The sequence below is a fragment of the Paraburkholderia terricola genome, from assembly GCF_003330825.1.
In the GTDB taxonomy this organism is placed as follows: domain Bacteria; phylum Pseudomonadota; class Gammaproteobacteria; order Burkholderiales; family Burkholderiaceae; genus Paraburkholderia; species Paraburkholderia terricola.
The window spans coordinates 2,086,219-2,102,518 of sequence record NZ_CP024942.1; the positions used below are offsets into that span (position 1 = coordinate 2,086,219).

16 protein-coding genes are annotated in these 16,300 nt (G+C 67.7%); 4 read left to right on the forward strand and 12 right to left on the reverse strand.

All coding sequences use genetic code 11. The features are described from left to right. Positions 1 to 74: 74 nt before the first annotated feature. Positions 75 to 1,112 carry a histidine kinase gene (locus CUJ90_RS27905; protein WP_114164304.1) on the forward strand — a complete coding sequence of 346 codons (1,038 nt, stop codon included), beginning with the start codon at positions 75 to 77 and terminating at the stop codon, positions 1,110 to 1,112. On the opposite strand, the gene CUJ90_RS27910 is transcribed toward CUJ90_RS27905, so the two are convergent. The 12 genes from CUJ90_RS27910 to CUJ90_RS27970 all read right to left on the reverse strand — a co-directional run bounded on the left by CUJ90_RS27910 (position 1,073) and on the right by CUJ90_RS27970 (position 12,964). Then, on the reverse strand, positions 1,073 to 1,744 hold the full coding sequence (locus CUJ90_RS27910; RefSeq protein ID WP_073427414.1) for a response regulator: 672 nt from the start codon (positions 1,742 to 1,744) through the stop codon (positions 1,073 to 1,075). The two genes, CUJ90_RS27905 and CUJ90_RS27910, sit on opposite strands and share 40 nt — an antisense overlap. Further along, entirely contained in the window at positions 1,741 to 2,964 is a 1,224-nt protein-coding gene (gene pqqE, locus CUJ90_RS27915) for a pyrroloquinoline quinone biosynthesis protein PqqE (protein ID WP_114164305.1), read from the reverse strand. Before pqqE ends, CUJ90_RS27910 begins: the two co-directional genes overlap by 4 nt. A 4-nt stretch (positions 2,965 to 2,968) precedes the next feature. Next, positions 2,969 to 3,259 carry a pyrroloquinoline quinone biosynthesis peptide chaperone PqqD gene (gene pqqD / locus CUJ90_RS27920; protein ID WP_073427416.1) on the reverse strand — a complete coding sequence of 97 codons (291 nt, stop codon included), beginning with the start codon at positions 3,257 to 3,259 and terminating at the stop codon, positions 2,969 to 2,971. After that, complete coding sequence (gene pqqC, locus CUJ90_RS27925) at positions 3,256 to 3,996, reverse strand: pyrroloquinoline-quinone synthase PqqC (RefSeq protein ID WP_073427417.1); 741 nt, start codon at positions 3,994 to 3,996, stop codon at positions 3,256 to 3,258. The genes pqqD and pqqC overlap by 4 nt, the downstream gene beginning before the upstream one ends. A 33-nt stretch (positions 3,997 to 4,029) precedes the next feature. Next, on the reverse strand, positions 4,030 to 4,959 hold the full coding sequence (pqqB, locus tag CUJ90_RS27930) for a pyrroloquinoline quinone biosynthesis protein PqqB (protein ID WP_114164306.1): 930 nt from the start codon (positions 4,957 to 4,959) through the stop codon (positions 4,030 to 4,032). Next, positions 4,956 to 6,098: an alpha/beta fold hydrolase gene (locus CUJ90_RS33435; RefSeq protein ID WP_244220128.1), complete on the reverse strand. Its 1,143-nt coding sequence runs from the start codon at positions 6,096 to 6,098 to the stop codon at positions 4,956 to 4,958. Before CUJ90_RS33435 ends, pqqB begins: the two co-directional genes overlap by 4 nt. Positions 6,099 to 6,214: 116 nt before the next feature. Further along, positions 6,215 to 6,796 carry a cytochrome b gene (locus tag CUJ90_RS27945; protein WP_073427419.1) on the reverse strand — a complete coding sequence of 194 codons (582 nt, stop codon included), beginning with the start codon at positions 6,794 to 6,796 and terminating at the stop codon, positions 6,215 to 6,217. Between the two features lie 69 nt (positions 6,797 to 6,865). Next, the gene (locus CUJ90_RS27950; protein ID WP_073427420.1) at positions 6,866 to 7,756 is read right to left on the reverse strand and encodes a formylmethanofuran dehydrogenase subunit C; all 891 of its coding nucleotides are present in this window, start codon (positions 7,754 to 7,756) and stop codon (positions 6,866 to 6,868) included. After that, the gene (gene fhcD, locus CUJ90_RS27955; protein ID WP_073427421.1) at positions 7,753 to 8,712 is read right to left on the reverse strand and encodes a formylmethanofuran--tetrahydromethanopterin N-formyltransferase; all 960 of its coding nucleotides are present in this window, start codon (positions 8,710 to 8,712) and stop codon (positions 7,753 to 7,755) included. The genes CUJ90_RS27950 and fhcD overlap by 4 nt, the downstream gene beginning before the upstream one ends. 64 nt (positions 8,713 to 8,776) lie before the next feature. Beyond that, entirely contained in the window at positions 8,777 to 10,477 is a 1,701-nt protein-coding gene (locus tag CUJ90_RS27960; RefSeq protein ID WP_114164307.1) for a formylmethanofuran dehydrogenase subunit A, read from the reverse strand. Continuing rightward, positions 10,474 to 11,868, reverse strand: a complete 1,395-nt coding sequence (locus tag CUJ90_RS27965) for a molybdopterin-binding domain-containing protein (protein ID WP_114164308.1) — start codon at positions 11,866 to 11,868, stop codon at positions 10,474 to 10,476. The genes CUJ90_RS27960 and CUJ90_RS27965 overlap by 4 nt, the downstream gene beginning before the upstream one ends. A gap of 295 nt (positions 11,869 to 12,163) precedes the next feature. Then, complete coding sequence (locus tag CUJ90_RS27970; RefSeq protein WP_114164309.1) at positions 12,164 to 12,964, reverse strand: HisA/HisF-related TIM barrel protein; 801 nt, start codon at positions 12,962 to 12,964, stop codon at positions 12,164 to 12,166. Positions 12,965 to 12,979: 15 nt separating this feature from the next. On the opposite strand from CUJ90_RS27970, the gene CUJ90_RS27975 reads away from it, so the two are divergent. The 3 genes from CUJ90_RS27975 to CUJ90_RS27985 all read left to right on the forward strand — a co-directional run bounded on the left by CUJ90_RS27975 (position 12,980) and on the right by CUJ90_RS27985 (position 16,238). After that, positions 12,980 to 14,044 carry an ATP-grasp domain-containing protein gene (locus CUJ90_RS27975; protein ID WP_114164310.1) on the forward strand — a complete coding sequence of 355 codons (1,065 nt, stop codon included), beginning with the start codon at positions 12,980 to 12,982 and terminating at the stop codon, positions 14,042 to 14,044. Then, entirely contained in the window at positions 14,041 to 15,291 is a 1,251-nt protein-coding gene (locus CUJ90_RS27980; protein ID WP_421375475.1) for a hydantoinase/oxoprolinase family protein, read from the forward strand. Before CUJ90_RS27975 ends, CUJ90_RS27980 begins: the two co-directional genes overlap by 4 nt. Before the next feature lie 356 nt (positions 15,292 to 15,647). Further along, entirely contained in the window at positions 15,648 to 16,238 is a 591-nt protein-coding gene (locus CUJ90_RS27985; protein WP_073427426.1) for an amino acid kinase family protein, read from the forward strand. Positions 16,239 to 16,300: the final 62 nt, after the last annotated feature.

Below are 16,300 nucleotides of genomic sequence, written 5' to 3' on the forward strand. Positions count from 1 at the left end.
CTGGCGGGGAAGCGTTCCCAAATGCGTCGCCGGAATCGTCCGCGCGCAAGCGGGCTGCGTAGAATGCAAACGTGATGTCAAACGATCCCTCGAATTCCGATGCCACGCATCGCACGCATCCCACGCGTCGCGCTTCGCCGCATTCGACGGTGGCGCGCGACCTTGCATGGGTGTTCGTCGTGACGGTCGCGGCGGCCGCATGCGGCGCGCTGCTGGATGTCAGCGAACGCGCCTATCGCTGGACGCGCGGCGTGGAACGCTTTCAGCTCGACGAATTGCCGGGCACGCTCTGCGTGCTCTCGGTCGGCCTTGCGTGGTTCGCCTGGCGCCGCTATCGCGAGGCGCGTGGCGAACTGAACCGCCGCCGCGTGCTCGAGGAACAGGCCGAGCGCCTGCTCGCTGAGAACCGTCGTCTCGCCAACCAGGCCTTGCAGGCGCAGGAGTTCGAGCGCCGTCATCTCGCACGCGAACTGCACGACGAACTCGGCCAGTACCTGAACGCCATCGCGCTCGACGCGGCGCGCATCCGCGATCTGTCCGCGGTGCGCGAGCCGGAGATTCATCGCGTGTCGCTGGGTTTGATTCAGAGCGCGAGCCACGTGTACCGCCAGATCGGCGGAATGATCCGGCGTCTGCGGCCCATCGGCCTCGACGAATTCGGCTTGCCGAGCGCGCTCGAACATTGCGTCGACGGCTGGCGCGAGCGCTTGCCGGAGGCCTCGTTCTCGTTGACGATCGAAGGGGATTTCACGGGTTTGAGCGACGCGCTGACCATCACGCTCTATCGGCTCGTGCAGGAAGGGCTCACCAATGTTTCGAAGTTCGCCCGCGGCTCGCGCGTGGAGGTGTTCATGGTGCGCGCGCCACGCGAGAGGCGGCCCGGACAGGAGGATGAGGTGATCGACGAAATCGTCGTGACGATGGCCGACGACGGCCCCGGCGCCGACCTCGCGAAGCCGCGCGGCGGACTCGGGCTGATCGGCATGCGCGAGCGCGTCGAGGCGCTAGGCGGCGAATTTCACGTGGCGAGCAAGCCCGACGGCGGCTTTCTGTTCTGCGCGCGCGTGCCGGCTCAAGCCGGGCTGGCCGACGAGCCCGAGCCGGTGAACTGAAGCCCGAGCCGGCTCGCCATTTGCGCGAGCTGCACGCCGTTGTCGGCGCCGAATTTTTGCCGGATCACCGATTGATGGTTGGCGACGGTCTTCTGGCTCAAGCCCAGTTTCTCGGCGATGCTCGGCAGCGTATAACCCTGCACCAGCAAGCGCAGCACCTCGAATTCACGCGCGGACAATTGCCGCCCCGGCGGCCCTTCGCTGAACGCGGTGCGCAGCGCGAGCGCCTGCGAGATGTCGGGGCTCAGATAGCCCGCGCGCCGCGCGACCGTGCGCACCGCTTCCACCAGCACGTCGGGCGCGCTCGCCTTGGTCACGTAGCCGAGCGCGCCGGCGTCCAGCGCGCGGCGCACGAAAATCGCTTCTTCGTGCACGCTGAAAATCAGCACGCGGGCATCGGGCACGCGGGCGAGCATCCGTCGCATTGCCTCGACGCCGCTCGCGCCCGGCAATGACACGTCCATCACCACCACGTCGGGCCGCAGCGCGCAAAAGCGCTGATAGGCCTGCGCCGCATCCGCCGCTTCTCCGCACACGTGCACGTCGGCATTCAATTCGAGCAGGCGGCGATAACCTTCGCGCACCACCGCGTGATCGTCGACGAGCAGAACGGAGATGCCGCCGGCTGTCATGCGCGGCCTCCGGGACCGCCTTGCTCATCAGGTGCAACGAAGGCGGCGGCCGCGAGCTTGCGCGAGTTCGCGTCGTTGCGAAACAGGATGGGCTGCTCGCGTGGCTCGGGCGCTTCATGTGCTGCGGGCGTCGCCGCGCGCCGCACCACCTTCACCACGGCTTCGTGAAACGGCGACTTGTCGCAGACGGGATCGGCATTGGCCGCGTCGCCGGTGAGCAGGTAGGCCTGGCAGCGGCAGCCGCCCAGATCGTGTTCCTTCTCGTCGCAACTGCGGCAGGGCTCTTTCATCCAGTCGAGGCCGCGAAAGCGCGTGAACGCATCGCTCTCGTACCAGATCTCGCGCAGCGGCGTGTCCTTCACGTTCGGCAGCACGAGGCCGGGCAGGCCGCGCGCGGCGTGGCACGGCAGCGCCGCGCCGTCCGGCGCGACGCCGAGAAACACCGCGCCCCAGCCGTTCATGCAGCGCTTCGGCCGGCGCTCGAAATAGTCCGGCACGACGAAGAAGATCTTGCAGCGCTCGCCGTGCGTGCGGCGGTAACGCTCGACCACGGCTTCGGCTTCTTCCAGTTGCTCGCGCGTCGGCATGAGCTGCGCCTGGTTCGTATGCGCCCAGCCGTAATACTGCGTGTTCGCGAGCTCCAGATATTCGGCGCCCATCGCGAGTGCCATGTCGATGATCTTATCGACGTGCGGCAGGTTGTAGCGATGCAGCACGCAGTTGAGCACCATCGGAAAGCCATGCCGTTTGATCGACGTGGCCACGCGCTGTTTCAGATCGAAGGTGCGCGTGCTGCTCAGGAAATCGTTCAGTTCCTGCGTCGAATCCTGGAACGATAACTGGATGTGATCGAGCCCGGCCGCCTTCAGGTCGCCGAGCCGTTTGTCGGTGAGACCGATGCCGGAGGTGATCAGGTTCGTATAGAAGCCGAGCTTGCGCGCTTCTTCCACCAGCACTTCGAGATCGTCGCGCATGAGCGGTTCGCCGCCCGAAAAACCGAGTTGCGCGGCGCCGAGCGCGCGCGCCTCGCGCAGCACGCCGAGCCATTGCTCGGTGCTCAGTTCGCGGCTGTGGTCCGTATAGTCGACCGGGTTGTAGCAGAACGCGCAATGCAGCGGACAACGGTACGTGAGTTCCGCGAGCAGCCACAGCGGCGGCGCGACGCCGCCTCCGGCGGCATGCGCCTCGGCATCGGTAACGGGTTGCGAGAGATCGGTCATGACGCTATCCCAGCCAGCCGCGTGCCCGCGCGTCGGCGATGAAGGCGCGCACTTCGGGACCGAGCCCGCTGGTGTTGAACGCCTGTTCCAGATCGGCGATGAGCGCGTCGACGTCGCGCGTGCCGTCGCAGCGCTTGAGGATTTCCGCCGCGCTCTGATTGAGCTTCACCATGCCCTCGGGATAGAGCAGCACATGAGCGTTCTGCGCCGGTTCCCATTGCAGGCGAAACAGCTTGTTGATCGTCGGTCGATCGGCGGTTGGCATGGCGCCGCCGGCGCCTGGCGCGTCGTTCATTGGGGGAAAGCCTTTTCGATCGAATCCAGCATCGTCCACAGAATGTCGAGCTTGAACTGCAGGATATCCAGCGCGCGGTCCTGCTGCTCGCGCCGCGTGAAATGATTCAGCGTGACTTCGAGTCCGTGCAGCACGTCGCGCTGCGCGAGCGTGATGCGCGAGCGGAAATAGGCGAGGCCGGCGGACTCGATCCACGGATAGTGTTCGGGCCAACCCGCGAGCCGGTCGCGGTGAATCTGCGGCGCGAACATCTCGGTGAGCGACGAACACACCGCTTCCTGCCACGGCGCGCGGCGCGCGAAATTCACATAAGCATCGACGGCGAAGCGCACGCCGGGTGTCACCATTTTCTGCGACCACAGATCGTCGCGCGAGAGACCGACCGCGTCGGCCAGGCGCGCCCACGTTTCGATGCCGCCTTCCTGGTCGCCATAACCGTCGTGATCGAGAATGCGCTGCACCCAGCGGCGGCGCGTGTCGCGATCGGGGCAGTTCGACAGCACCGCCGCATCCTTCAGCGGAATATTGATCTGATAGTAGAAGCGGTTCGCGACCCAGCCGCGAATCTGTTCGCGCGAGCAGCCGCCGCTATTCATCTTCACATTGAACGGATGATGGATGTGATAGGCCGTGCCTTTGGCGCGCAACCGCGCCTCGAATTCCTCGCGGGTCCACGCCGGTTGGTTCGCGTCTGTCGCGCTGGACGGCGCCGTGCCGAAGGTGTCGTTCGCGTTCATGCCTTCTCCGTGGTTCGTGCTCGTGCCTGCGCTTCACAGGTCGAACGTCATGCCGTCGTACGCCACTTCGATCCCATGTTCGCTCAGGATGCGGCGCTCGGGACCATCGTCGACGAGGATCGGGTTCGTGTTGTTGATGTGGATCAGCACCTTGCGCGCGCCGCGTGCCTCGCCGGCGTCGAGCGAGTCGAGCACTTCCATCATGCCACCTTCGCCGGACTGCTGCAGATGGCCCATATCGGCGGAGGTTTTCTTCGACAAGCCGAGGCGGATCATCTCGTCGCCCGTCCATAGCGTGCCGTCGACCAGCAGCAGATCCGCGTCGCGCATCGCGGCGAGCACGTGCGGCTCGATCGCGCCGAGTCCCGGCGCGTAGAACACGCGCTTGCCCGACTGAAGATTGGTGAACACCAGTCCGATGTTGTCGCCGCGTTCCGGCGCATTGCGATGCGGCGAGTAGGGCGGCGCCTTGCTGGACAGTGGCAGCGCGTCGATCCGCACGTCGCGCAGCGCATCCACCGCGAGCGGCGCGCCGTCGAGCGCGATGCGATGGTGCTCGACGCCGCAATAGTGCGAGAGGATCGGCCCGACCGGAAAACCGGTGCACAGGTCTTGCCATACGGCGTCGGTCGCGTAGAGCGGCAGCGGCGCGTCGCGTTCGCGCAGCATCAGCAGGCCGGTGACGTGGTCGATCTGCGCGTCGATCACGAGCACCGCGGCGATGCCGCTGTCGCGCGCGCGGCGGGCCGGCTGCAACTCCGGGTTGGCGGCGATCTGCGCGAGCAGATCGGGCGACGCGTTGACGAGCAGCCAGTCCTCGCCGTTCGCGCTGACCGCGATCGATGACTGCGTGCGGCGCGTCGCCTTCAGCGTGCCGCGCCGCACGCCGTCGCAATTACGGCAATTGCAGTTCCATTGCGGAAAACCGCCGCCCGCCGATGAACCGAGTACCTTGATTTTCATGCCGCGTGGCGCATGCCGCGCCCCTCGTGAGCGGGTGGAATGAACATGGCGGTGAGCGCGCGCATGACGCTGTCGCGCAGCGCGGGATCGCTCGCCAGATGACCGGCGCGCATGCATTCGACGCGCGCCGTGGGCACGGCTCGCGCGAGACGCCGCAAGTTGCCGCGCGGACACACCGGATCGCGTGAGCCGTGCACCGCGGCAAGCGGCACGCCCGCTGCGGCGGCGCGGCGCGCGAGCGACAGCAGACGCGTTTCGCCGAGCCAGCAGCGATGCATCAGATAGTGCGCTTGAATGCGGTATTTGCCGATCAGCTTGCGGGTGTTTCGGCGTGAGACGCGTGCGGTGGTGGAACGCGCGCGGCGCGTCGAGGCGCTTGCGAGCACCGCGTCTTCATAGCCGCGCCATGCCAACGCGAGGGCATGTTGCTGGGCTTCGTTGGCACCTCCGCGGTGGAGCGTTATGTGACAGCGCGCGAGTAGCGCGGCGGGGCGGTTGGCGAGGTTGCTGAAGGTGTGGGGTTCGTTAGCGCTGCGGTGCTTGCTAAGGCTGCTGTGGTTGCCAATGCGGCTGTGTTCGCCAACGTCGCTGTGTCTCGCAATGCCGCTGTATTCGCCATCGCGGCTGTGTCCGCTAACATCGCCGCAGCCGCCCATGCCGCGCTCATCACCGCGCGCCGCATCCCTCAACCGCGTCCATGCCCGAGGCGCGCGCCCACGCGACGACACGAACAGCCCGCGCACTTCACGCGCCGAAGTGAGAAACAGCCCGCGCATCACCACGCCCGTCACCGACCGCGGATGCGTTCCCGCATACGCGAGCGCGAGCGCCGCGCCCCACGATCCGCCGAACACGCCCCAGCGCTCGACGCCGAGCCGCTCGCGCACCGCTTCGAGATCGTCGATCAGATGAGCGGTGCGGTTATGGCGCACGCTGCCATGCGGCGTCGATGCGCCGGTGCCGCGCTGATCGACCAGCACGACTCTGAAACGCGTCAAATCGAACAATTGCAGCGCGCCCGGCTGGCTGCCGCTGCCCGGTCCGCCATGCAACACGACGACCGGCACGCCATCGGGAGCGCCCGCCACCGCATACGCCACGCGATGCCCGTCACGCGTCGGCAGCGCGCCGCGCATCATGCGCAGCGATGCGGTAGGCGCATTAAGCGCGTTCGTCGCTTGAAGCGCCTGAAGCGCCTGAAGCGTCTCAAGCACCTGCGGCCCATGCGACGAACCACCCCGCGCAGCCCGCCTAGTCATGGCAGCATCCTCGCCAGCAGGTTGTCGCGGTCGATCAACTGATGCTTGATCGCCCCCGCCACATGCAGCACGATCAGCGCGATCAGCACATACGCTGCCGCTTCGTGAATGCCGAAGAACAGCGAGCGCAGTTCCTTGTCGTCCCAGCCCCACTTCGGCAGCAGGATGCCCCAGAAACGCGTGCCATACGTGTTGAACGACGAGCCGAGATAGCCGGAGAGCGGCATCACGACCATTGCCACGTATAAAAGACCCTGCGTAGTGCGCGCGGCGGCGCGTTGCCACGGTCGCATCGGCGGTAGCGGCGGCCGACCAACGACCGCGCGCACCATGATACGGAGAAGCACCAGCAGGAAAACCGTCAGTCCGAGTGACTTGTGGAAGGTGATCAACGACGCCTTGAGAGGCAGCCCCTTCGGCAACCCGACCATGTACAGCCCGAGCGCAAGCAGACCGATGATGCCGAACGCGATCACCCAGTGCAGCACGATCAGCGAGCCGGCATAGCGCGGCTCGCGCGCGCCGGCTTTGGCGTCGGCGCGTGGCTTCGTGGCGTGAGGCGAATGCACCGTCGTCACTCCGTCTCCTTTCGTTTGATGTGTCCATCGAACACACTAATACAGCCTCGCGTGCGCACCACTCGGGTGTTACCCGGCGATCAGGATTTCGCCCCGTCCGTCGACCGCGAGATCGCCGGCGTAGCGCGCCGGCAGCTTCATCGTGCGCCACTGCGAGAAGGGCGTGATTTCGCGCGCGAGACTGCGCACCAGCAGCGCCCAGAATACGTCGAAACCGCGGCCGCCCTCGGTGAAGGTCGGCGGCAATTGCACGGGCCGCTGCGCGAGCAGCAGCGTGCCGCGCCTCATACCGTACGCATAATGCGGGCCGAGTTCCCCCGCCACGCAGACGGTGCCCGCGACGAGCCGCGACGCGGCGAATTCGCCCGCATCGCCGCCGACGAGCACGAGGCCGCGGCGCATGCGATCGGCGAGCCGCGCGCCCGCGTCGCCGTGAATCGTCAGCGTGCCGCCGGTCATGCCTTCCATGTCGCCGGTGAGCGCGCCGGCGGCGAAGTCGCCGCTATTGCCGGCCACGCTCAGGCGTCCGCCGCGCATTTCACAGGCGGTGAAGTGTCCCGCATCGCCGTCGATGCGCAGCACGCCGCCCGCCATGTGCAAGCCGCTATAGTCGCCCGTCGAACCGTGGACGACGAGGTGGCCCGCCGTCATATGCGCGCCCACGCGGTCGAGCCACGGCTCGGCGCCGTCGATCACGAGCGTCGCGTCGGCGTGCTCGATGTGAGGCGCGTGAGGCGTGTGAGGTGTATGAGGCGCATCCGCCGCCGCACGCGCCGCCGCTGTTTCGCTACGCGACACCTCGAACACGTCGCCCACCGCGCAGCGCTCGTTGCCCGCGGGCAGCACGATGCGCTCGATTTCGTTCAAGCTCAGTTCGGCGAGCGGCGCGGGCAACAGCGCGCCCGCATCCACGCGGAAACCGGGCGGCGCTTTCACGCGCAAGGTGGTCGTCGTGCTCATGCGCGGCTCCCGTCGAGGCCGGCGGCCAGTTCGTGCAAATGGAAGTGGTACGGCCCCAGCTTGCCGCCGTAGTTGCCCGCCGAAATCCGCAGCATGCCCGCCGCGCGTCCGCGCGCGGTGGCCGCCACGATGCCCGCCGTCATCGCAAGGCCGACGTCCGCGTCGGTGAGGCCGTCGATCACGATCTCCAGCACGCAGCCGACTTCCGCGCCCAGTTCGCTGCGCGGCGAGAGGCCGACCAGCGTCGGGCAGAACGCGTCGTTGCTCGACGCGGTCGCGCCTTTGTACTTCGAACCGACCTTCGATCCCGAGCGGACGACGCCGCCAGGAAACGGCATGATCACGTTCGGCAGCTTGCGCATTGCCGCGACCGCGGCTTCGGAGGCGGCCAGCGCGGCGTCGATGTCGCGCGCGAGCAGCAGCAGATTGCCGCCGCCGACGGCCTTCACCGTCGCCGTGGTTTCTTCGCAGACGAACTCGCCGTCCATCACCGGCACGCGCCAGTAACGCGTGCCGGCGAGCACCTTCGAGATTTGCCAGCCGTCGCCGAAAAAGCGCAAGCCACGGCCGAGCGAGGCGACGTCGGAGAGCGGCGCGCGGCTCGTCGCCGGATCGATGCCGCCATAGATCGCGGTGGTCGGGCAGGTAAGCACGCATTGGCCCACGCGCCGTTCGATCTGCTTGGCCAATTCCTTCGACGACACCGCGAACAGCAGGACCGCGACCCCGGGCCGCCCATCCGGCGTGTCGCCCGGCGCGAGTTCGCGCTCGATGCCGGCCTCGCAACCGCAGCCGATCACCGAGGTCGCGAAGCCCGTCATCGCGTTGGCGGCGTTGAGCGCCCACGTCGGCGTGTGCGCGGTGATGACGAGCCGGGTCGCCTTCATCGGAAAGGCTTCCGCGAAGGTTGCGTCGATCGTGGTGCCGTTGATCTGAAGAGGTGCCGGGTCGCTCATCGTCTGGGGTTCGTGTTGGCGTGAATCAACCGTTCTGGTCAACCGTGCTTGTCGGCCGCGTTCATCAATTATTGGAGAAACATTCGACCGGCAGCAGCCTGCCGCCGCGGCAGCAATTGCAGATCTCGTCGTCGCTGATCGCCGCATGCGCGAAGTTGTTCGCGAGATTGGCGTCGCTATAGGCGCGCAGCGTTTTTTCGATGCCGCGGTCGAAATCGGGCGACACGAAATGGATGCCGCCCGTGGGCGTGGCGACGAGCGTGCCGTCGCGCGCGACCAGTTCGCCGTCCTTGAACACATACGCGGGCGAGGTGAACATCCGCTCGCGATCCGGCTCGTCGCGATACACGGCGATGTCGGCCGCGGCACCCTCGCCCAGATGGCCGCGGTCGCGCAGGCCGAGCAGGCGTGCGGGCCCGGCGCGCGTGATGATGGCGATCTCGTACAGCGAGAATTCGCGTTTCAAATGCGGCAGCGCGCTCGCCACTTGCGCTTCGGGATGCAGCTTCGCGATCTGCTCGTCGCGAAACGATTTGTCCATCAGCAGGCGGATCAGATGCGGATAGCTGGTGAACGGGCCGCCGTTCGGATGATCGGTGGTCATCGAGACACGCCAGGGATCGTCGACCAGCAAAAAGATTTCGAGTCCGATGATCCATTGCAGCGCATTCACGAAGCTTTGCTCGCGATAGCGGAACGGCACCACGCCGCAGCCCGCGTCGCATTCGATGTCGCCCACCACCCACTTGTGCGGCCGCGCCATCGGCGCGTTGCGGAACTGCATCATCGTGTCACCCGAGGCGGTGACGGTTTGCCCGAAGATGATCTGGCCCACGTCGATCGACACGTTCGGCCGCGCGTTCACCGCTTCGGCGATATGGCGCGCGCCCGACGAAAACTTCTGCGGACCTTCGACGCCGTAGCTGTGAAACTGGATATGCGTGAGATGGATCGGCAGGCCGTCGGCGGCGTCCATCGTCGCGATGGTCGAGTCGATGTTGCCGGGCACGCCGAGATTGCTCGCGTGCACATGCAGCGGATGCGGCACGCGCAGTTCGGTCAACGCGCGCGACAGCGTATGCAGCACCTCGCGCGGCGTGATGCCGTAGTGCTTGTGCTGCTCGTCCACGTTGAGCGAACGCTGGTTGAACTTGAACGCGGAGATGCCGCCGGGATTGACCACCTTCACGCCGAGCGCCTTGCTCGCGTGAATCGTCCAGCCGACGTAATCGCGCAGCCGCTCGAAGTCGTGGCGCGCGGCGAGCATCTGCAGGAACAGTTCGTCGTTGCCGAGCATCACATAGGCGCCGTGATCGATGATCGGCGTGTCGCCCATTTCGAGGTGCGTATGGCGCGCGTTGGACGGCATCATCGCCGGCTCGAACGCGGCCGTGTAGCCCATCTCGGCGTAGCGGTAGCCGGTCGCAAGCGTGCCCGGCGCGCAGACGCCGCAAGACGGCAGACGCAAGTAACGCCCCGCGCCGTCCTGCACCGATTCGTAGGCCGCATCGCGCACGGGATCGGCGCGGTGATCCTCGGGCAGCAGCAGGCGCGACAGATTCGTCTTGCCGCCGCCGATGTGCGAATGCATGTCGATGCCGCCCGCCATCACGATCATGCCGGTGGCGTCGTATTCGTGATCGACCGGCGTGTTCGCCGCAACGTCGACGATGCGGCCGTCGCGAATCGTCAGATCGCGGCGCTCGCCGTTCACGCCGTTGGTGGGATCGTAGATCGTGCCGCCTTTCAGCCGGACGAGGCTCATGGCTGCTCCTGAACGGCGGGGCGCGCATCGGGCGCATGAAGCCGCGCGGCCAGTTGCGTGGCGATCGCCTCGACCGAGGGCAGCGCGGCGCCGCGTGCGGCGGCGAGCGGCATCACGACCGAACTGTCGACCCGGAACAGATGGCCGCCGCTGTCGATGCCGGGCGTCGCAACCGGGATGAAAACCGTCGCGGCGCCGCGCGACCTGGCCGCTTCGGCGAGAGCGGGATGACCGAGCACCACCGCGGGCACGGCCGGATTGAGCGAGGCCGGCCACGCGTGCGGCCCGAAACTCGCGACCCATAACAGCGCGTCGACTTCACCCTCGGCGAGCAGCCTGCTGGTGCGATAGCGATACGGATCATGATCGAGCGGCGCGGTGCCGGCGAGCCGCCCTGGCTTCGAGACATGGGTGCGCAGCGGCAGGCCCGAGAGCCACGTCACCGTCTGATTGACCGTGAGCGCGCCGTCGTCGCCGCCGAGCGCGAGACAGCCCGCGCGAGCCGTGAGGTTCGTCGTCTTGACGATGCGGTTCAATGCTTCGATCAACAGCGCCGCGTGCGGACCGGGCAGCGCGGCGGGCTCATAAACGAACACCGTATAGCGCGCGGCGGCAATGCGCGCTTGCAGCGCGGCTAGCGTCGCCAGCGTCTCCGACGTGCCCGTTCCGTTATCGGGCAACGCGCCGGGCTCGCGTCCCACGCTCAACGCGGACCATTGCGCGAGCGTGTGATACGGATCGGCGTCCGGCAGGATCGCTTCGACGCGCGCTTGCGCGAACGCGCTCGCGGCAGGGTCCGGCTCGCAACCGACGAACACCAGGTCGCGCGCGCCTTCGGTGCCCTCCAGCGTGCGCGCGTAAAAGCGCGGATAGCGCCGCGACGGCTGGCAGCCGAAAAACACCAGCAGGTCGGCGCGGCTGCGCACTTCGGAGAGCGTCGTGAAGAACGAGCCGCGGTCCTGCAGCGCGAGTGTCGCGGCGCTCATCGCGTCGCCGTGCAAATGATCGAGGATCGCGCCGCAACCGGCCGCGAGCGTGTACAACGCGCGTGCGCCGGCGACGTCGGTGGCGAGCGCGCCGAACAGCGGACGGCGCGCGTTCGACAGCATCCGCGCCGCATGAGTGAGCGCGTCGTCGAGATTGGCGTCCTGTCCGTCGATGCTGCTCGCGCACTGCGCGTCGCTCGCGCCGTAGCACGTGAGCGCGCCGGCGAGCCGCGGGCAATCGGTGTCGGGCACGCTGAGCGTGGCGTCGTCGTGCGCATTGACGACCAGGTCGTCGCACAGCAGCGGGCAGAACGGACAGGTCCAGTCGCGCGTGGTCGACAAGGCGGGCACGTTGGCCGCGCCCGAGGGGCTCGTGTTCGACGGATCGGTCGGTGGAAGGTGCATGGCTTCGTTTTAGCAAGCTCCATGCCGATGGCCGCGGTAGTGCAACGACGCTCGCGCGGATCGAATCGCGCACCGCTAATGTGGCCGTGTGCTTAAAAGGATCGGACGGTCGTGGCACTCGCATTGCATGCGGCTTGCGTGCGTCGGCGGCTGTGGCATCGGCGGCGCCGAAACCCCGGTGCGCCGCACAGGTTGTGTGCCGATCTGGAGCAGAGTGTCACACGCGGCCGCATTGCTTTCTGTTTGTTTACCGCCGTGCGTTGTCCCGCGATTGGCATGGATTTTGTATAGCCTGCTACGTGGATTCGAAGAGCGGGAGGCCGATCTGGCGATCATGCAGTGCGGACGCCACCAGCCATGCGGTGGCGCCAGTCCGCGCCGCCGCGCTCAGATCGGCTCGATCGCGAATGCCGCCCGCGCCGATCACGGCGGTGCCCGCGGGCGCATTCGAGCGGATGCGCTCGACGCTGCGCAAGTCGGGACCGTCGTAGCTGCCGACCTGGTCGAGCGTCATGGCGATCACCCGGCCGGGCCACCATGACGATGTGGGTTCGAACGCAGGGTCGGCAAGCAACTGGCCGGCGCGATGATCGAGCGAAAGAATGGGCGAGAGGCCGGCAGCCTCGGCCGCTTGCAGCGCGTGAAGGTCGCGCAGCGACTCGGTGCCGAACACGGGCACGAGGGGCGCGAGATCGTGAGTCGTGCGGTCGTTGGGGGCGTTGCGCTCGCCGGTGTGCGAGTGGGCCGGGCCGCTCGGCTCGATGTGCTGAATGTGATTGAGGCGCTCGATGCTGTCGAATAGCGCGCGCATCGACGCAAAGTCGGCATAGCCCGCATCGAGCCAGATGTCGATGCCGGGGAGGGCGGCACGCAGCATGGCGAGCGTCGCGACATGGGCGCCGCGTTGAAGGATGGCGCCGAGGTCGGCGATATAGAGCGTGCGCGCGCCGCTTGCGGCAATGAGCGCACGGGCGATGTGAAGCGGCTCGCTGGTGGCGGCGAGCGGCGACTGGATCGGCAGATAAGCGGTCCGCTCGCCGCGCACCGCGCGCACCACGTGGCCGTCGAGCAGATCGAGAACCGGTATCACCTGCATTGGGGGCGTGCTCCTTTGACCAAGATCTTTGTCTATGAGTATCTCACCGGCGGCGGCATCGACCCGGCGCTGGCCGGCGCGGGTAGTCTCGCCGATCTGAGCGCGTTGATCGTCGAGGGGCGGGTGATGCGCGACGCGCTGGTCGCGGATCTGCGCGAACTCGACGGCGTGCAGGTGACGTTCGCCAGTTCGCGCTTCGAAACCGTCGACCCGGCGCTGGCCCATTGTAGGGCCGCGCCGGGTGAATCGATGACGGCCTTCGTCGCAAGGGTGGCGCGCGAACACGATTACGCGTGGATCATCGCGCCCGAATGCGACGGCTTGCTGCTGCATCTTTACGATGCGGTCGGCACGGCGCGCTGGCTCGGTTGCGCGAAGGAAGCGATTCGCGCGGCATCGAGCAAGAGCGTGACCGCCGCGTGTCTCGCGGCGCATGGCATCGCGACGACGCCCGCGCTCGAACCGGGGCAGGCCGATGCGCGTTCGGAGCGTCATCCGTCCGCCGGCCGCTGGGTCGTGAAACCGGACGACGGCGCGGGCGGTCTCGACACGTTCGTGTTCGACCGTTTCGCCGACGCCTGCGCGGAATACGATGCACGTGCCGCCGCCGGACGCAATCCGGTGCTTCAGGAATGGGTCGACGGCGAGCCGCTCAGTCTCTCGCTGATCTGTCACGAGGACCGCGCCGAGCTCATCAGCATCAACCGGCAGCAGATCGGTTTGAGCGGAGCCGACGCAAGCGGACCGCAACCGCGGATCGTCGAATTCGACGGCGTGATGGTGAACCAGATCGATCGTCTCGGCGACCAGGGCCGTGTGCTCGGCGACCTCGCGCAGCGCGTGTATGCGGCGCTGCCCGGCTTGCGCGGCTTTGCCGGCATCGACGTGGTGTGGCATCCCGAGCGCGGCCCGGTGGTGATCGAGGTCAATCCGCGGTTGACCGTCGCGTATGCGGGGCTGTCCGCGTCGCTCGGCGGCAATCTCGCGCGCGCGTTGCTGGCGGCGCATGGGGCGCGCATCGACAGAAGCGCGGCGGCGCGCCCGCACGGCTCCGAGACGGCCTGTGGAGCGCGGCCGTGAGCGCGGCGCAGGCAGCGCATGCGAGCCACGCGGGCGTCGATGGCGCGATTTTCGGCTGGGATGTGGGCGGCGCGCACGTGAAGGTGTCGATGGCCGATGCCGGCGGCGCGGTGCTCGACGTCGCGCAATGGGCGTGTCCGCTGTGGCAGGGACTCGAACATCTGGAGCGGACGATCGACCTCGTGTTCGAGCGCTGGCCGGCCGCGAACACGGCCGCCGCGCGGCACGCCGTGACGATGACGGGCGAAATGGTCGACCTGTTCCCCGATCGCGCCGCAGGCGTGCGGGCGATTGCCGGCACGCTCGCGCAGCGGCTCGCGACGCGCTCGCATGCGCCGTTGCAGTCGCAAACGCACGCGCGGTTGGGCTCGCGATCAGATGCACGAGCAGGCGCACAGGCAGGCGCACAGGCAGGCCCACAAGCAGGCTCACAAGCGGGCGCACAGTTGCGTTTTTATGCAGGCGAAACCGGCTGGCTCGCGCCGCAAGACTGCGCCGCCAACTGGCGTGACGTTGCCTCCGCGAACTGGCTCGCCACCGCGCACTGGGTCGCCACGCGCGCAGCCGACGCGGTGCTCATCGACATCGGCAGCACGACCACCGACATCATTCCGATCGCTGGCGGGCGCGTCGTCGCGCGCGCCGCGACCGATGCCGGGCGGCTCGCGACCGGCGAACTGGTCTACCAGGGTGTCGTGCGCACGCCGTTGTGCGGGATCGCGCACCGCATCGAATTCGCGGGCGCGGCCGTCAACGTGATGAACGAATGGTTCGCGACGAGCGCGGACGTCTATCGGCTGACCGGCGAACTGGAGCCGCACTACGACCTCTATCCGAGCGCCGACCAGGGACCGAAGACGGAAGCCGCGAGCCGTGCGCGGATCGCGCGGATGATCGGCCGCGACGCCTACGAAACGGAGCCCGCCGAATGGCGCCGGTTCGCGCTGCGCTGGCGCGAACTGCAATTGCGCGAGATCGGCGTGAACCTCGCGCGCGTGACGGCGGCGCATCCCGAGCTGGCCGCCGCGCCGCTGGTGGGCGCGGGCTGCGGACGCTTCCTCGTGGCGGCGCTGGCGCGTGAGGAGGCGCGCGGCTATGTCGATTTCGGCGCGCTGGCGGGCGTTCCCGACGCATGCTCGGAGTGGGCCGCGACTTGCGCGCCGAGCGTGGCGGTGGCGCTGCTCGCGGCCGCGCACGACCGGCATGCGGGCCGCGACGGCGCGGGCGCGGTATCGCGGGCGGCATGAGCCGAAGCGCGATGAGCCGCGCGATGGACGGCACACGGAACGGCACGGCGTGAGCTTTTGGGTGTGACAGGTAGGGCGCGGTATCGCGGGCGGCATGAGCCGAAGCGCGATGAGCCGCGCGATGGACGGCACGCGGAACGGCACGGCGTGAGCTTTTGGGTGTGACAGGTAGGGCGCGATATCGCAGGCGGCATGAGCCGAAGCGCAATGAGCCGCGCGTCGGCACAAGCAGCAAGACGACGCGAGCTTTGGTCAGACAGCGCTCGAACGCGCGAGCCAATCAGCAGGTGAAGGCACCCGCAACGAACATGCAGCGAACACACCAACGCAGTTAATCGGAAACGAGGACAACGGTCATGTGGGTGGTCAAGATCGGGGGCAGCCTGAGTCACGAGCCGACGCTGCGCAACTGGCTCGACGAGCTATGCGAGGTGGGGGGCGGGCGCGTCGTGATCGTGCCGGGCGGCGGCGATTTCGCCGACAAGGTGCGGCAATATCAGAGCGAGTGGCGTTTCGACGATCTCGTCGCGCACAACATGTGTCTGCTCGCGATGACGCAGTACGCAATCATGATGCAAGGCGTGCGGCCCGAACTCGTGCTTGCGTCGAGCGAGGCCAAGATTCGCCGCGCGTTGCGCGACGGCCATGTCGCCGTATGGGTGCCGACCGCGCTGATGCGCGACACGCCCGACGCGATGAGCAACTGGGACACGACCTCCGACAGCCTCGCCGCCTGGCTCTCGACGATGCTCAACGCCGAGCGGCTGATCGTGGTGAAGTCATGTCCGATCTTCGAGGACGAACGGCTTGAAACGCTGGCGGCAACGGGCGTGGTGGACCGCCGTTTCGTCGACTATGTGAACGACGCGAATTACGTGGTGGAGTTGCTTAACAAGGACAACGTGGCGTTGATGCGCGACCGGCTGCTGAACATGCCGGTGACGTAGTCGGCAAGCTGACATCCGTGGATGAGCAGCATGGGCGGCACGAGCGCCGCACCATGCGCCGG

Bases quoted from the DNA above. Each gene is read 5' to 3' on its own strand.
- CUJ90_RS27985 (WP_073427426.1), top strand. From the start codon at position 15,648: ATGTGGGTGGTCAAGATCGGGGGCAGCCTGAGTCACGAGCCGACGCTG.
- CUJ90_RS27950 (WP_073427420.1), bottom strand. From the start codon at position 7,756: ATGAGCACGACGACCACCTTGCGCGTGAAAGCGCCGCCCGGTTTCCGC.
- pqqC (WP_073427417.1), bottom strand. From the start codon at position 3,996: ATGAACGCGAACGACACCTTCGGCACGGCGCCGTCCAGCGCGACAGAC.
- fhcD (WP_073427421.1), bottom strand. From the start codon at position 8,712: ATGAGCGACCCGGCACCTCTTCAGATCAACGGCACCACGATCGACGCA.
- CUJ90_RS27965 (WP_114164308.1), bottom strand. From the start codon at position 11,868: ATGCACCTTCCACCGACCGATCCGTCGAACACGAGCCCCTCGGGCGCG.
- CUJ90_RS27905 (WP_114164304.1), top strand. From the start codon at position 75: ATGTCAAACGATCCCTCGAATTCCGATGCCACGCATCGCACGCATCCC.
- pqqE (WP_114164305.1), bottom strand. From the start codon at position 2,964: ATGACCGATCTCTCGCAACCCGTTACCGATGCCGAGGCGCATGCCGCC.
- pqqB (WP_114164306.1), bottom strand. From the start codon at position 4,959: ATGAAAATCAAGGTACTCGGTTCATCGGCGGGCGGCGGTTTTCCGCAA.
- CUJ90_RS33435 (WP_244220128.1), bottom strand. From the start codon at position 6,098: ATGATGCGCGGCGCGCTGCCGACGCGTGACGGGCATCGCGTGGCGTAT.
- pqqD (WP_073427416.1), bottom strand. From the start codon at position 3,259: ATGAACGACGCGCCAGGCGCCGGCGGCGCCATGCCAACCGCCGATCGA.
- CUJ90_RS27970 (WP_114164309.1), bottom strand. From the start codon at position 12,964: ATGCAGGTGATACCGGTTCTCGATCTGCTCGACGGCCACGTGGTGCGC.
- CUJ90_RS27960 (WP_114164307.1), bottom strand. From the start codon at position 10,477: ATGAGCCTCGTCCGGCTGAAAGGCGGCACGATCTACGATCCCACCAAC.
- CUJ90_RS27910 (WP_073427414.1), bottom strand. From the start codon at position 1,744: ATGACAGCCGGCGGCATCTCCGTTCTGCTCGTCGACGATCACGCGGTG.